Raw genomic sequence first — 15,291 nt, 5'->3', positions numbered from 1 at the left:
TATTGTCGATAGACCATAAGCTGATAGTGCTAAAGCAATCCAGCTAAGAGGCGCCAAGTTCAGTCGTATGAGCTCAATAATGCTGAATGTGTCGCCGGATAGTCCAACGAGTGTTCTCGCTGCATGCTTGAATATGATTTGCCCGGCTGCGATGACGCAAACTGCGAGCATGATTGCTAGATAGTTCAACGATTTTTCTCCTCGCTTTTGAGGATTCTGGATGGAGCGCGCTGTGTGGTCAGCAACCTGTGGAGTGCAACTTTGGGGACGGCTGCTATATCGTAATTGATAAAGGAGAGGAGCAGTTGAATTCCTGTGAATATAGGAAGTGCAGCGAGCATGACCGTACCTGGTGTGGCGGGTGTGCTAACTCCCCACGACATTAGGCCGAAGAGTGTCCCAAAAACAATAAGTGTGATGCCAAGAACGAGCTCGAGAGAGGCAACCGAAAAATCACGAATAAAGTACATATAAAATAGCCGCTTGATTGTATTTTTAAGATGAGATGCCGCAAAGCGCGGAATTTCAGAAAGCGGATTTAAGGAGCTGACTTCACCCGCGTATATCGAGTGCATTGGAACGTCGATAACTCTTGCTCTGATAGTCCCAAGACGAAATAATAAATCTGACTCAAAAAAATATCTCTTGGATATCTTTTCAAGGGGAAGAAGTCCTATAACTTCTGCGTGTACAGCAAAATATCCGTTGGTTGGATCAAATATTGACCAATACCCAGTAGATAATTTGGAAAAGAAAGATAGGGCAGCATTTCCTATCAACCGCAATAGCGGCATATCCGCTACACCTTCCGGCTCAAAAAAGCGATTGCCCTTAGCAAAGTCAGCTTCCCCCGACTGGATTAGGCTGACAAAAACAGGAATGTGAGACGGATCCATCTGATTGTCTCCATCTAGCTTGATGATTACGTCAGCGCCATCCTCTATTGCGGAATTTATACCCATCATCGTGGCTCCGCCGACACCAAGATTATTTTTACAATAAACAACGGAGACTCGATTATCTTTGCATCGAGATTCAACGATGTTTCCCGTATGAATTGGGCATGCATCATCAACGACAAAAATGCGATGAACATCATCGTCGATGCGATTAATTACATCCAGTACTAAATCGCCTACGCGGTAGCATGGAATTACTACTGCGATTTTAAGAGAATTATGACCTTGCATGGTGATTTAACGCGTGTCCCTTGCCGTGAATAATGGAAGGCCAAGCGTGCGCTGCATCAATAATGATGATGCCTCCCCAAACCCGAGCTTTTATTAACCGACGCAACCATTGGAGGCAATTTATTTTTTTTAGCGCGCAATGCGTGCTGCCGGTTCGGTTCATACGGAGCTGGGATGGGGATTGAACGATTTCATCAGCGTGTATTGATGACATCTCATAAGTAAGGTGTATATACAAAAAAAACACAACCTTACGGAGTCTTGTAGTCTCCTCTACCCTGGCTGGCAACATTTTGTTGGGTGATCTCTGCTGACAAAGCCATGCCAGTGGGTGCTGGTTTGTTGGCAGTGTAATACCCTGTTCTTACAGCTTCCCGACTTTCCCGATCTACAAGCGTGCATCCAGGCGCGGGCTGTTGCATAGTCCGCATCGCAATCAGGAAAATTTGGAGCATTGTGCCATGACGAAAGCGGATATCGGCCTTGTCGGTCTTGGGGTGATGGGAGCAAACCTTGCCCTCAATATCGCGGAAAATGGCTACACCGTTGCCGTCAACAATCGCTCTGCGCAGAAGATCGATGACTTCATGATCGCCGCGAAGCTCGAGGGACTGGATGGCAAAGTGATGCCGGAACTCGATCTTGCCGCTTTCGTCCGATCGGTGAAGAGGCCGCGTTCCATCATCATCATGGTCAAGGCGGGCAGGCCTGTCGACGACATGATCGAGTTGCTCCTGCCATTGCTCGACAAGGGCGATGCGATCATCGAGTGCGGCAACTCGTTGTTCAGTGATACGGAACAGCGCTTTGAGTATCTGACGCCGAAGGGCATCGGCTATCTTGGCGTCGGTGTTTCCGGCGGCGCGGAAGGCGCTCGGCATGGGCCGTCCATCATGGTGGGCGGTTCGCGGGAACAATGGGAGAATGCTGCTCCCGTGCTCAAGGCGATCGCCGCGAAGTTCAAGGGCGAGAGCTGTTGCGCCTGGCTCGGCGAAGGCGGAGCCGGCCATTTCGTCAAGACGATCCACAACGGTATCGAGTATGGCGACATGCAGATGATCGCCGAGGTCTACGGCGTGATGCGCGACGGGTTGGGCATGGATGCGAGTGCCTGCGCCGATGTCTTCAAGCGCTGGAACGAAGGACCGCTCAATTCCTATCTGATCGAGATTACAGGACATGTGCTTGAAGCGGTCGATAGTGAGAGCGGGAAGCCGCTGGTCGATCTCATTCTAGACAAGGCGGGCCAGAAGGGGACGGGTGTCTGGTCGGCCATCGCCGCACAGGAGCTTGGCGTTCCGGCGACGGCCATCGAGGGCGCAGTCGCGGCGCGCTCCATCTCTTCCCGCAAGAACGAGCGCATCGCGGCCGAGGGCGCCTACGGAAAGCGTGAAGGCGCGGTCGATATCTCGCTCGACGATCTTGAGAAGGCGCTGCTGGCAGGGAAGATCGTTTCCTACACGCAGGGCTTTTCGGTGATCGCCCGCAAGTCGGAAGAAAAGGGCTGGGGACTTGAACTCGCTACCATTGCGAAGATCTGGCGTGCCGGCTGCATCATCCGCTCGCGCTTTCTCGATCAGATGGCAGGCGCATTCGCCGGCGACGCTTCCACCAATCTCCTGATGGTGCCGGATTTCGTCACGCTGATGAAGGACTGCCATCCCGCCTTGCGCCGGGTCGTGGCTGCGGGCGCGCTTGGCGAGTTGCCGCTGGTCTGCCTGTCTTCGGCCCTTTCCTATTTCGACAGCTACCGGCAGGGCCGGGGCACGGCCAATCTGATCCAGGGCCAACGCGATTTTTTCGGTTCGCACGGCTTCGAGATCGAAGGCCGCGGTGCCGACCTCCATGGCGATTGGCCGGCGACCATCGCCGAAGCAGCAGAATAGGATGTTTGAAGCTTAAGCATCTGGTGGCAATGCCCGGGCAGGAAGCCAAGCCGGCCTGTTAAGTCGTGGCTTCAGCTTTATGCCTGGGTAATTTCAGGAAATCTGAAAATTGGCCGAGCGCGTCGCCATGGCCCGCGCGCGCCCTCGTCCTACCTCTCCCAAGCGGGTTCACAGCGCCGAAATGACTTGGGCGGTCGCAGAGGTTCTCGGTGTGCGCATGTCGTGGAAGCTCACATGGTGTCTGTGTGCCTCCCATCGTACCTGATCGTTCATCGGCTGCTACCGACGGGTAGCATCACCTGTCGGCATTGACGGGATGCAATCCGCATTGAGGTCGGTTCTGCTCCCAGCGCTTTGAAAGAGATTGCTGCCTCAAAACCGGATTGCAGAAATGGAATACTTGTTCTATCGATTTCACGAAATGGATGATTTAATCCAATTCGAATAGCCGCCTGAGGGTTTGGGCGATCTGGGAGGACGTCATGGAGGCGATTGGAATCGGTCTGATCGGTACCGGTTTAATGGGCAAGGCGCATGCATTTGCCTATCGGACGGTTAAGACATTTTTCGGGGATGTGCCGGCGTCGCGGCTAGCTGTCTTATGTGATCAGCCTCTCGACAAGGCTCGGCTCATGGCCGATCAATTCGGATTTTCAAAAGCGACCGATGATTGGCGCGCCCTCATTGATGACCCGGCTGTCGACATCGTCTGTATTACGACCCCGAACAAGCTCCATAGCGAAATAGCGCTTGCGGCGCTTGCCGCCGGCAAACATGTCCATTGCGAAAAACCGATGGCGCTGACGCTTGAGGATGCCACCACTATGGCGGAAGCTGCGCGCACATTCGGCGGCAAGACGATTGTCGGCTACAATTACATCGCCAATCCGGCCTTTCAGCATGCGCGTAAACTGATCGCCGATGGAGTTATTGGGCGGCCGGTTCACTTTCGAGGGTTTGTTGACGAAGACTATCAGGCCGATCCCGAAACTCCTTGGAACTGGCGGGCGACAAAGGGCGATGCGGGTTTGGGGGCGCTGGGTGATATAGGGTGCCATCTCGTGAGCATGATGACTGGCCTTATGGGGCCGGTCGCAAGAATTACCGGCGACATCGACATAATCCACAAGACCCGCCCTCTGGTCGACGGTTCCGGCCATAAGCCCGTGGAAAACGAGGATGTCGCCTCTGCGCTGGTGCGGTTTGAAAGTGGCATCAGCGGTGTGATCTCGTCGTCGCGCTCGGCTTGGGGACGGAAAAATTATCTGGCTTTCGAAGTGCATGCCACGCACGGCATGATCCGTTTCGATCAGGAGCGGCTCAACGAATTGCAGATTTTTGTCAATACCGGCGACAGCGCGCGGGATGGCTTCACCACTGTTTTGACGGGGCCGGCGCATGAGCCTTATGGCGCGCTTTGCCCGGCGCAAGGACATCAACTCGGCTTCAACGAGCTCAAGACAATCGAGGTGCACGGCTTCCTGAAGGCAATCGCTGAAGGCGGTCGCGCGTTTCCCGATTTCGATCACGCGCTGGAATTCGAGCGTGTGGTCCACGCGATCGCCCGTTCCGCCGAAACCGGAAAGTCGGTGTTTCTCAAGCCTGCCTTGCCGGAAAGCTGATGATTCGAAGATTCCCCTTGACGCAAAAAATAGAATGAATATTTTATTTTTTGTCTTGTTGGAACGGTTTGTTCCAAATCCGCATGCTGCGCCTGCTGGGAGGTTGGTGCATTTTCCGGGTTATCAAGGGGGGCGTCCGGACTCCCAAATTGGAGGAGCATTCATGAAAAAGATTATGACGACCCTTGTCGCGGGGCTGATATCGCTTGGCGTTGTTTCGGCTCCGGCTTTTGCTGAGAATGAACGTTTCGTTCTGGTCAGCCATGCACCCGACAGCGACAGTTGGTGGAACACGATCAAGAACGCCATTAAGCTTGCCGGCGACCAGATGGGAGTGACGGTCGAATACCGCAACCCGCCGACCGGCGATCTTGCCGACATGGCGCGCATCATCGAACAGGCATCGGCTTCCAATCCAGATGGCATTATCTCGACGATCGCCGATTTCAACGTGCTCAAGGGCCCGCTGGAGAACGCCGTTGGCAAGGGTATTCCGGTCATTACCATCAATTCCGGAACCGAGGAGCAGTCGAAGGAAATCGGCGCTCTGATGCATGTCGGCCAGCCCGAGTTTGACGCGGGCAAGGGTGCAGGCGAAAAAGCCAAGGCCGCGGGCGTGACCAAGTTCGTCTGCGTCAACCATTATATTACCAACCCCGCATCCGTGGAGCGTTGCCAGGGTTTTGCCGCAGGTCTTGGTGTGGAACTCGGGTCGCAGATGGTGGATTCGGGGCAGGATCCGGCCGAGATCAAGTCGAAGATCATGGCCTATCTTCAGGCCAATCCCGATACCAACGGCATCCTGACGCTTGGCCCGACCTCAGCTCATCCGACGCTTGCCGCGCTGGACGAAATGGGCAAGTCCGGCACGATCTATTTCGGCACCTTCGACCTGTCGCCTGAAATCGCAACAGCCATCAAGAGCGATGTGATTTCCTTCGCCATTGACCAGCAGCCCTTCCTTCAGGGGTACCTGCCGGTCGTCATTCTCACCAACCTGGCACGCTATGGCGTTGTTCCTGGCAACTCCATCAATTCTGGCCCGGGCTTCGTCACCAAGGCCAACATTGCGAAGGTTGAACAATACGCCGGCGAGTATCGCTGATCACGCCCTGGGCTGGCGCATCGCTGGATGCGCCGGCCTTGCCAAAACCGAGCTTGCCGGCTGTAGCGGAATTTGCTGGCCAAATCTGAACCTACTGGCATGAGCAACGGTCGCTTTTCAGCGGACGTATGGGAGAATTCGCCATGAACGAAGCGGGCAACCAGCTGCCACAAACGCAAAAGGACGAGCGGCTACGCGAGATTTCGCCGCTCAAGAAAGCCCTTATTCGTCCGGAATTGGGTGCCTCCGCGGGTACGATTGTCGTTTTTCTGTTTTTCCTGCTGGTGGCAGGCGATAGCGGGATGTTCGCGCCGGAGGGGGTCCTCAACTGGGGCGTTGTTTCGGCGCAGTTCGCCATCATCGCCGTCGGCGCATGTCTTTTGATGATCGCAGGCGAGTTCGATCTGTCGGTCGGCTCGATGATCGGGTTTTCGGGCATCGTGATCGCCCTTGTTTCGGTGACATGGGGTTATCCCGTCTGGTTTGCCATTCTTGTTGCTTTTGTCGTCGCCATCGGTATCGGCGCGTTGAACGGCTATCTGGTCATCAAGACAGGCCTGCCATCCTTCATCGTCACGCTTGCCTTTCTCTACATCCTGCGAGGGCTGACGATCTTCGTTGCCATCAGCACCACGCAACAGACCATCATCGGTGGTGTGCGCGAGGCTGCTCAAGGCGATCCGATCGCAGCGCTTTTCGGGGGCAAGATTTTCCGCGGCCTGTTCTCCTGGCTTGCCGACCAAGGCCTTATTGATAAGTTCGTTGCGGGGCCGAAGGCCGGTCAACCGGTGATTGATGGGATACCGATGATCATCGTCTGGGCGCTCGTGCTTGTCGTGTTGGGTCACATCCTCTTGACCCGCACCCGGTTTGGAAACTGGATCTTCGCTGCGGGCGGCGACAATGTCGCAGCTTCGAATTCCGGCGTTCCGGTCAAGCGGGTGAAGGTGCTGATGTTTATGCTGTCCGCCTTCTGCGCGACGGTGTTTGCCACCTGCCAAGTCATCGAATTCGGTTCGGCGGCGGCTGACAGAGGCTTGCTCAAGGAATTCGAGGCGATCATCTCCGTGGTAATTGGCGGCGCGCTTTTGACCGGCGGCTATGGTTCGGTCATTGGTGCCGCACTCGGTGCGCTGATCTTCGGCGTTGTCCAGCAAGGGCTGTTTTTCGCGGGTGTTGAAAGCTCGCTCTTCCGTGTTTTCCTCGGTGTGATCCTGCTGCTTGCTGTAATTTTGAATACCTATATCCGTCGCATGATCACAGGGGAGCGCTAAGATGACTGAACCGCTTCTGGAACTCATCGATATCGAAAAGCATTTCGGTCATGTGATCGCCCTTGCCGGCGTTTCCTTCTCGATCCGACCGGGCGAATGCCATTGCCTCCTCGGCGATAACGGTGCTGGCAAATCCACCTTCATCAAAACCATGGCGGGTGTTCACAAGCCGACGGCCGGCAAGATCCGCGTCTGTGGAAAGGAAACCAACTTTCAGAGCCCGCGGGATGCCATGGATGCAGGTATCGCCACGGTCTACCAGGACCTTGCCATGATCCCGCTGATGAGCATCACACGCAACTTCTGGATGGGCCGGGAACCGGTCCGCAAGTTCGGCCCGCTGCGTTTCCTCGACTTCCCCAAGGCCAATGCCGTCACCATGGAAGAAATGCGCAAAATGGGTATCAACCTGCGGGCGCCAGACCAGGCGGTCGGCACGCTCTCGGGCGGCGAGCGGCAGACCGTTGCCATTGCACGCGCCGTCTATTTCGGCGCAAGGGTACTCATCCTCGATGAGCCGACTTCGGCGCTCGGCGTGCGTCAGACTTCGAATGTTCTGGCAACAATCGACAAGGTGCGCAAGCAGGGGGTCGGGGTTATCTTCATCAGCCACAATGTCCGTCATGCGCTGGCGGTGGGCGACCGCTTCACTGTACTGAATCGTGGCAAAACGCTTGGAACGGCGGTTCGTGGCGAGATCAGCGCGGAAGAGCTTCAGGACATGATGGCAGGCGGACAGGAACTGGCGGAACTCGAAGGTTCGCTCGGCGGAACGGTTTGAAACAGGACATGAAATCCCATGACGCTTAAGTTCGCTCTTCTCGGCGTCGGCCGTATCGGTAAGGTTCACGCCCGCGCCATTTTTTCCAATCCTGACGCTGAACTTGCCGTCGTCGCCGATGCCTTTCCGGAGGCTGCCAGGGCGATTGCCGCCGAGTATGGCTGCGCGGTCTCCGAAATCGACGCCATTGCCGCCGATCCCCTGATCGATGCGGTGGTCATTTGCACGCCGACCAATACGCACGCCGACCTGATCGAGAAATTCGCCCACGCGGGCAAGGCGATCTTTTGCGAAAAGCCGATCGATCTTTCCGTCGAACGGGTGAAAACCTGCCTTGAAACGGTGAAGCAGACCGGTGCGAAGCTGATGATCGGCTTCAACCGCCGTTTCGATCCGCATTTTCTAGGGGTGAAGAAAGTCATCGATGATGGCGGCATTGGCGATGTGGAAATGGTGCAGATCGTCTCGCGCGATCCCGGCGCGCCATCTCCGGCCTATATTCGGGTTTCCGGCGGTATCTTCCGCGACATGACAATCCACGATTTCGATATGGCGCGGTTCCTTCTCGGTGAGGAGCCGGTTTCCGTATTCGCCACCGGCTCTGTTCTGGTCGACCCCGAAATCGGCCGGCTCGGCGATTACGATAGCGCCTCGATCATCCTGATGACGGCGACCGGCAGGCATGCGTCGATTTCCAACTCCCGTCGGGCGACCTATGGCTACGATCAGCGCATTGAGGTGCATGGGTCGAAGGGCTCCGTCTCGGCGCAAAACGAGCATCTTCTGCGTATCGAGGTGGCCAATGGCAACGGCTATACCCGCCCGCCGCTTCACGACTTTTTCATGACGCGCTACATCGCCGCTTACGCCGCGGAGATCGCAGCATTTGTCGAGGTCGTGCGTGCTGATGCGGTTGCCTCCCCTGACGGAGCGGACGGGCTCAGGGCGCTTGAACTTGCGGAAGCGGCGCTACGCTCTGCTCAAACAGGCGCACCGGTGGCGGTCTGAGGCGGCATATGTAATCGAAAGGCCATGGGTTGATGGACAAGAAGGCAACCAGTTACGAGATTCTGAGCGCTCGGATTATCAGTGCGCAAAGCACTTTGCCCAAACGTCTGGCGGAGGCGGCCAGCTATGTGCTTGCCAATGCCGACGAGATCGCGCTGGGCACCACGGCTTCCATCGCCAAGGCAGCCAATGTTCAACCCTCGACGCTGGTCCGGCTTGCCCATCACCTCGGCTATGACGGTTTCTCCGATTTGCAGTCGGTGTTCCGCGAGCGGCTCATGGCGCGCGCATCGACCTACGAGGAACGGCTCGCAAGGTTGGAGAGCGGGACCACTGCCGACACTTTTGACGGCACGGTCATGCACGGCTTCATCAATGCCGCGCGTGAATCCGTTGACCGGCTTGCGGCCCAGGTCTCAGATGCCGATTTTGCCCGGGCAGTTACCGTGCTTGCTCGCGCCAGGACCATCTACCTGATCGCAAGGCGGCGCTCCTATCCGCTGACAGCGCATCTTTCTTACGGCTTCGGCAAGCTTGGCATCAAGACCGTGATGGTCAGCTCGACGAATGGACTCGATGAGGAAATCGTTGCTCTTGCGGAGCCGGATGATGCCGCCTTCATCTGTTCCTTCGCGCCTTACGCGTCGGACACGGTTGCACTGGCCAACCGCATCCACCGGCGCAAGGTGCCGATTGTGGCCATTACGGATTCACCGCTTTCACCGCTTGCACCCATCTCGCAGGTGCGGCTGGAGATCGCCGAGAACGATTATTCCGGCTTTCGCTCGATCTCCGCGTCCATGGCCATCGTTGCGGCACTGCCCGTGGCAATTGCCGAAAGACGGCGGCACACGCAGAAAAAATCGACCGGATTGTAGGAACCATGGCGAGCGAACGTAAGACGAAGCTGGACCTTATCACCATCGGCCGCTCCTCCGTCGATCTCTACGGCGACCAGGTGGGCGGCCCGCTGGAAGATATGCGCTCCTTTTCCAAATATCTCGGCGGCAGCCCCACCAATATCGCCGCTGGAACGGCGCGGCTCGGCCTGAAGAGCGCGTTGATAACCCGGGTTGGCGACGAGCATATGGGCCGCTTCATTCGCAAGCAGCTCGCCGCGGAAGGAGTTGATGTCACGGGTGTCAGAACCGATCCTGAACGTCTGACCGCGCTCGTCCTCCTGGGCATCCGCGACGAGAAGCGCTTTCCGCTGATCTTCTACCGTGAAAACTGCGCCGACATGGCGCTTTGCGAAGACGATATCGATGAGGATTTCATTGCCTCGGCGGCGTGTGTCTGCGCCACGGGCACGCATCTGTCGCATCCGCGTACCGAAGCAGCGGTGTTGAAGGCACTTCGCCTCGCGCGCAAGCAGGGAGCACGGACGGCGCTCGATATCGATTACCGGCCCAATCTCTGGGGCCTTGCGGGGCACAATGACGGTGAAAGTCGTTTTATCGAATCCGGCGCGGTCACGGCTAAGTTGCAGTCGACCCTCGGTCTGTTCGACCTGATCGTCGGAACGGAGGAGGAGTTCCATATCGCCGGCGGTTCCACCGATACACTCGAGGCGCTGCGCAATGTGCGCAGGGTCTCGGCGGCAACACTGGTTTGCAAACGTGGGCCAATGGGCGCTGTGGCGTTCGAAGGAGCCATACCTGCCTCCTTGGAAGAGGGGCGCTCCGGCCCCGGCTTTCCCGTCGAGGTTTTCAACGTGCTCGGTGCGGGCGACGGCTTCATGTCGGGCTTGCTGCGTGGCTGGCTAAGGGGCGAAGACCTGAATACGGCGCTGACCTATGCCAATGCCTGCGGTGCGTTTGCTGTGTCTCGTCACGGTTGCACGCCCGCCTATCCGTCCTGGGCGGAATTGCAGTTCTTCCTGAAGCGAGGCGTCACCCGGCCTGACTTGCGCAACGATGCCGAGCTCGAACGGGTGCACTGGTCGACGAACCGCAAGGGCGACTGGCCGCAAGTGCGTGTCTTTGCATTCGACCATCGCATGCAACTGGAGGCGATGGCGGTGGATGCGGGAGTTGCCAAGGAAAGGATCGGCACATTCAAGATGCTTTGCCTGAAGGCCGCGCAGGAAGTTGCCGACGACCGGTCTGGATACGGTATTCTTTGCGACGACCGGTTGGGGCGCAAGGCGCTGCATGCAGCGGGAGCGAGCGGCCTCTGGATTGCTCGGCCGGTCGAATGGCCGGGCTCTCGACCGTTGATGCTGGAACCCGAATTGGGCCTCGACTACGGCGGTCTCGACAGTTGGCCAAAGGAGCATGTGGTCAAGGTACTGTGTTCCTGCCACCCTGAAGACAGCGACGATATGCGCGCGGCGCAGGAAGAAACGCTTCTCAGGCTTTATGCCAGCGCACGCCGTAACGATCTCGAATTCCTGTTGGAGATCGTCGCTTCCCGGGTAGGACCGGTCGATGACGGTACGACGGCAAGGCTGATCCGGCGCTTCTATGAGATTGGTATCTATCCCGATTGGTGGAAGCTCGAGCCATTGCGCTCCGAAAACGCATGGCGGGCGGCCTGCGATGCGATCAACGAAAGCGATCCGTATGTGCGCGGCATCGTTATCCTGGGGCTAGACGCGCCGGAGAAGGAATTGGCCGAAAGTTTCCGCGCAGCGGCGCGGTTCGGGCTGGTCAAGGGGTTCGCCGTGGGGCGCACGATATTCGGCGAAGCCGCCCGGGCATGGCTGCAAGGCGAAATCGACGACGAGGCAGCAATCGCCATGATGACGGCGCGTTACGCGAGGCTATGCGCCATCTGGGATGAGGCGAGGGCGGATGCGTCCAGTGAGCAACAAGCCGGGGTGGCGACATGAACACGATACGTCTGACCGCGGCGCAGGCCGCTATCCGCTATATCGCCAATCAGTTCAATGAGGATGGCGTGCCGTTCATCGCCGGTTGCTGGGCCATTTTTGGCCATGGCAATGTAGCCGGCCTTGGCGAGGCTCTGCATGCGGAACGGGAAAACTTCAATACCTGGCGCGGCCACAATGAACAGACTATGGCTCATTCCGCCATTGCCTATTCGAAACAGCTGGGGCGGCGTCGAGCCATGATGGTCACCTCTTCCATCGGGCCTGGTGCCACCAATATGGTGACGGCGGCCGCGCTTGCGCATGTCAACCGCATCCCAGTGCTGTTCATGCCAGGCGATGTCTTTGCCGGTCGAGGGCCGGACCCGGTGCTGCAGCAGGTCGAGGACTTTGGCGACGGCACGATTTCGGCCAATGACTGCTTCCGTCCGGTCAGCCGCTATTTTGACCGCATTACCCGGCCCGAACAATTGCTGACTGCCCTTCCACGTGCCTTCCGTACTATGACGGATCCTGCCGATTGCGGTCCGGTGACGCTCGCTTTCTGCCAGGATGTGCAGGCTGAGGCCCATGACTGGCCTGAGGATTTCTTTGCCCCAAGGACCTGGCGCGTTCGCCGTGTCCAGCCCGACCCGGTCGAACTGACCATGATTGCCGCGCTCCTGAAGGAAGCGACAAGCCCCGTGATCATCGCCGGCGGTGGCGTGCATTACTCCGGCGCCCATGCGGCACTCAAGGAGTTCGCTGAAACCTTCAATATTCCCGTCGTTGAAAGTCAGGCCGGAAAGTCCTCGCTGCCTTGGGATCATCCGCTGAATTTCGGACCGGTCGGTGTCACGGGCGCGTCGAGTGCCAACGCGGTTTGTGCCGCCGCCGATGTGGTGATCGGCGTCGGCACGCGTTTTCAGGATTTCACGACCGGGTCATGGACACTCTTTCAGACGCCGGCGCGAAAACTCGTCAGTCTCAACGTTCAGGCCTATGACGCCGCCAAGCACGGTGCCGAACCGCTTTGCGCCGATGCTGCCGCCGGCCTTGCCGCACTTGGCCGCGCGATGGCCGGTAAGCGTTTTGACGCCCCGGATGCTGCCTTGAAGGCCGACTGGTTCATGGCTGCCGACCAGGTTACGGCGGCACCTGGAGCAGACGAAAACGCGCTTCCGACCGATATGCAGGTGATCGGCGCGGTACAGCGCTCGGCTGGACCCGATACGGTCGTGATGTGCGCGGCGGGCACGATGCCTGGCGAATTGCACAAGCTCTGGAAGGCGGGAAAACCAATGTCCTATCACATGGAATATGGCTATTCCTGTATGGGTTATGAGATCGCTGGCGCGCTTGGTATCAAGATGGCGCAACCTGAGCGCGACGTTGTCTGCATGATCGGGGACGGTTCCTATATGATGGCGAATTCGGAGCTTGCGACCGCCGTCATGATGGGGATCAAAATCACACTGGTCATCACTGACAACCGTGGCTTCGGTTGCATCAACCGTTTGCAGATCGGCACAGGCGGGGCGGAGTTCAACAATCTTCTGGACCACGCCCATCACGTCAATCGCTCTCACATCGATTTTGCCGCGCATGCCGGGTCGATGGGAGCAATGACCCGCAAGGTCGCCACCATTGCGGAACTGGAGGCGGCCCTTTTCGAGGCCCGCGCTGCGCCTGGACCGTTCGTCGTCGTTATCGACACCGACCCCTACCCTTCCACGGAAGCGGGCGGCACATGGTGGGATGTCGCCGTTCCGGAAGTCTCGACGCGCGACAATGTTCGCAAGGCGCGTGAAAACTATATCCGGAACCTCAAGGCCCAACGGGCCAATTGAAAGCCTCAGACATGATCCTTTACGGAACCAATCCTATTGCTTGGTCCAACGATGACGACCAATCGCTTGGCGCGCACATCACCTTGGAGCGGTGCTTGAGCGAGGCGGCCGCAATCGGTTTCGACGGAATCGAAAAGGGGCACAAGATGCCGAGCGACGGCGCGGAATTGAAAGCCGTTCTCGCCGAATATGACCTTCTCTTCGTATCCGGTTGGCATTCACTCAATCTTCTTGCGCCCGGTTGGTCGGTCGAGAAGGAAAAGGCCGCTATCCAGCCGCATCTCGACATGCTCAAGGCCAATGGCTGCACTGTCTGCATCGTTTGCGAAACCGCAAATGCCATTCACGGCAATGACGAGGTTTCCGTCAACGACAGGCCGCATCTGAGCAACCATCAGTGGACATGGTTTCCTGCTCAACTGGAGGAGATTGCCACCTATTGTGCGGAACAGGGCATCTCGCTCGTCTATCATCATCATATGGGGACGGTTATCGAGACGGAAGAAGAGATCGACCGGTTGATGGCGGCGACCGGTCCAAACACCTGGCTATTGCTCGACACGGGGCACGCGACCTTTGGCGGCGGTGATCCTGAGCGCCTGGCCGAAAAGCATATGAGCCGCGTACGGCATTTGCATGCGAAGAACATCCGGCCCGAAATCATGAAGGACGTCCGCGACAACGGGCTGTCTTTCCTCGAAGGAGTGCGCCGGGGCGTCTTCACCGTTCCGGGGGATCCCGAAGGAATGATCGATTTCCCGCCCATTCTCAAGGTCGCTGCAGAGGTGGGGTATAGAGGATGGCTGGTCATCGAGGCCGAGCAGGACCCTGACACACGCAATCCCTTTGAATACCAATCCATGGGGCTGAAAGCCCTCAAGGCCTATGCCGTTGAGGCAGGTCTCGACAAAGATTGAAAGCAAGGAGGACCGAATGTCCGAACTTCTCGTCAAACCCAACGGCACGAGCGGCAAGGTTCATGATATCACCGTGGAGAACGCTCGCACGGCGAAGTCTGCCGACTGGTCCTTTGTGGGGTTCGGGCTTTATCGGCTGAAGGCAGGCGAAAGCGTAGGCGAAGCCACGCTGGACCGCGAGGTCATTCTGGTGTTGGTCGAGGGCAAGGCGAAGTTGTCGGCAGGGTCGAAGGATTTTGGCGCGCTCGGTGAACGCTTGAATGTCTTCGAGCGAAAAAAGCCGGCCTGCGTCTATGTTCCAAATGCCAGCGAATGGTCTGCAACGGCTGTCACAGACTGCACGCTGGCAATTTGTACTGCGCCGGGGAAAGGTAACTATCAGGCGCGGGTGCTGGATGTTCCCGATCTCGTGACACGCGGGAAGGGAGCCAATACGCGCTATATCTACCCCATCGCGATGGAAGAAAGCGATGTGGCCGATTCGCTTCTCGTAACCGAGGTCTTCACGCCTGCGGGTAATTGGTCTTCATATCCTCCGCACCGGCACGATGAGAACAATTTCCCCGCGATGACCTATCTGGAGGAAACCTATTACCACCGCCTCAACCCACAGCAGGGCTATGGTCACCAACGCGTCTTCACTGAAGATGGAACGCTTGATGAAACAATGAGCGTTTCCAACCATGATGTCGTGTTGGTGCCCAAGGGGCATCACCCATGCGGCGCACCTTACGGCTATGAAATGTATTATCTCAACGTAATGGCGGGGCCATTGCGCAAATGGCGTTTCAGGAACCACCCCGACCATGATTGGATCGCGCAGCGAGATGCTTCGTGATTTGGAGA

Annotated in this window: 12 protein-coding genes; 11 read left to right on the top strand and 1 reads right to left on the bottom strand. The window is 57.6% G+C overall.

Annotated elements, in window-relative coordinates:
* Window positions 1–185: 185 nt before the first annotated feature.
* Window positions 186–1,190, bottom strand: a complete 1,005-nt coding sequence (locus tag NA8A_RS06910) for a glycosyltransferase (protein ID WP_040672013.1) — start codon at window positions 1,188–1,190, stop codon at window positions 186–188.
* Window positions 1,191–1,651: 461 nt separating this feature from the next.
* Here NA8A_RS06910 and gndA point away from each other — a divergent pair, with 461 nt between their 5' ends.
* The 11 genes from gndA to iolB all read left to right on the top strand — a co-directional run bounded on the left by gndA (window position 1,652) and on the right by iolB (window position 15,283).
* Entirely contained in the window at window positions 1,652–3,076 is a 1,425-nt protein-coding gene (gene gndA, locus NA8A_RS06905; RefSeq protein ID WP_009449935.1) for an NADP-dependent phosphogluconate dehydrogenase, read from the top strand.
* Window positions 3,077–3,558: 482 nt separating this feature from the next.
* Window positions 3,559–4,698, top strand: a complete 1,140-nt coding sequence (locus NA8A_RS06900; protein ID WP_009449934.1) for a Gfo/Idh/MocA family protein — start codon at window positions 3,559–3,561, stop codon at window positions 4,696–4,698.
* 163 nt (window positions 4,699–4,861) lie between these two features.
* Window positions 4,862–5,803, top strand: a complete 942-nt coding sequence (locus NA8A_RS06895; protein WP_009449933.1) for a sugar ABC transporter substrate-binding protein — start codon at window positions 4,862–4,864, stop codon at window positions 5,801–5,803.
* A gap of 143 nt (window positions 5,804–5,946) precedes the next feature.
* Window positions 5,947–7,077, top strand: a complete 1,131-nt coding sequence (locus NA8A_RS06890; RefSeq protein ID WP_009449932.1) for an ABC transporter permease — start codon at window positions 5,947–5,949, stop codon at window positions 7,075–7,077.
* 1 nt (window position 7,078) lies between these two features.
* Window positions 7,079–7,858 carry an ATP-binding cassette domain-containing protein gene (locus NA8A_RS06885; RefSeq protein ID WP_009449931.1) on the top strand — a complete coding sequence of 260 codons (780 nt, stop codon included), beginning with the start codon at window positions 7,079–7,081 and terminating at the stop codon, window positions 7,856–7,858.
* An 18-nt stretch (window positions 7,859–7,876) separates the two neighbouring features.
* Window positions 7,877–8,866: an inositol 2-dehydrogenase gene (iolG, locus tag NA8A_RS06880; RefSeq protein WP_009449930.1), complete on the top strand. Its 990-nt coding sequence runs from the start codon at window positions 7,877–7,879 to the stop codon at window positions 8,864–8,866.
* 32 nt (window positions 8,867–8,898) lie between these two features.
* Complete coding sequence (locus NA8A_RS06875) at window positions 8,899–9,744, top strand: MurR/RpiR family transcriptional regulator (protein WP_009449929.1); 846 nt, start codon at window positions 8,899–8,901, stop codon at window positions 9,742–9,744.
* 5 nt (window positions 9,745–9,749) lie between these two features.
* The gene (locus NA8A_RS06870; RefSeq protein ID WP_009449928.1) at window positions 9,750–11,699 is read left to right on the top strand and encodes a bifunctional 5-dehydro-2-deoxygluconokinase/5-dehydro-2-deoxyphosphogluconate aldolase; all 1,950 of its coding nucleotides are present in this window, start codon (window positions 9,750–9,752) and stop codon (window positions 11,697–11,699) included.
* On the top strand, window positions 11,696–13,528 hold the full coding sequence (gene iolD / locus NA8A_RS06865; protein WP_009449927.1) for a 3D-(3,5/4)-trihydroxycyclohexane-1,2-dione acylhydrolase (decyclizing): 1,833 nt from the start codon (window positions 11,696–11,698) through the stop codon (window positions 13,526–13,528). Before NA8A_RS06870 ends, iolD begins: the two co-directional genes overlap by 4 nt.
* An 11-nt stretch (window positions 13,529–13,539) precedes the next feature.
* Entirely contained in the window at window positions 13,540–14,445 is a 906-nt protein-coding gene (iolE, locus tag NA8A_RS06860; protein ID WP_009449926.1) for a myo-inosose-2 dehydratase, read from the top strand.
* Window positions 14,446–14,461: 16 nt separating this feature from the next.
* Complete coding sequence (gene iolB, locus NA8A_RS06855) at window positions 14,462–15,283, top strand: 5-deoxy-glucuronate isomerase (protein WP_009449925.1); 822 nt, start codon at window positions 14,462–14,464, stop codon at window positions 15,281–15,283.
* Window positions 15,284–15,291: the final 8 nt, after the last annotated feature.

The organism is Nitratireductor indicus C115, from assembly GCF_000300515.1.
GTDB classification, from domain to species: Bacteria; Pseudomonadota; Alphaproteobacteria; order Rhizobiales; family Rhizobiaceae; genus Nitratireductor; species Nitratireductor indicus.
Note: the sequence above shows the minus strand (reverse complement) of the source record. Positions and strands in the feature narration are given on the sequence as shown.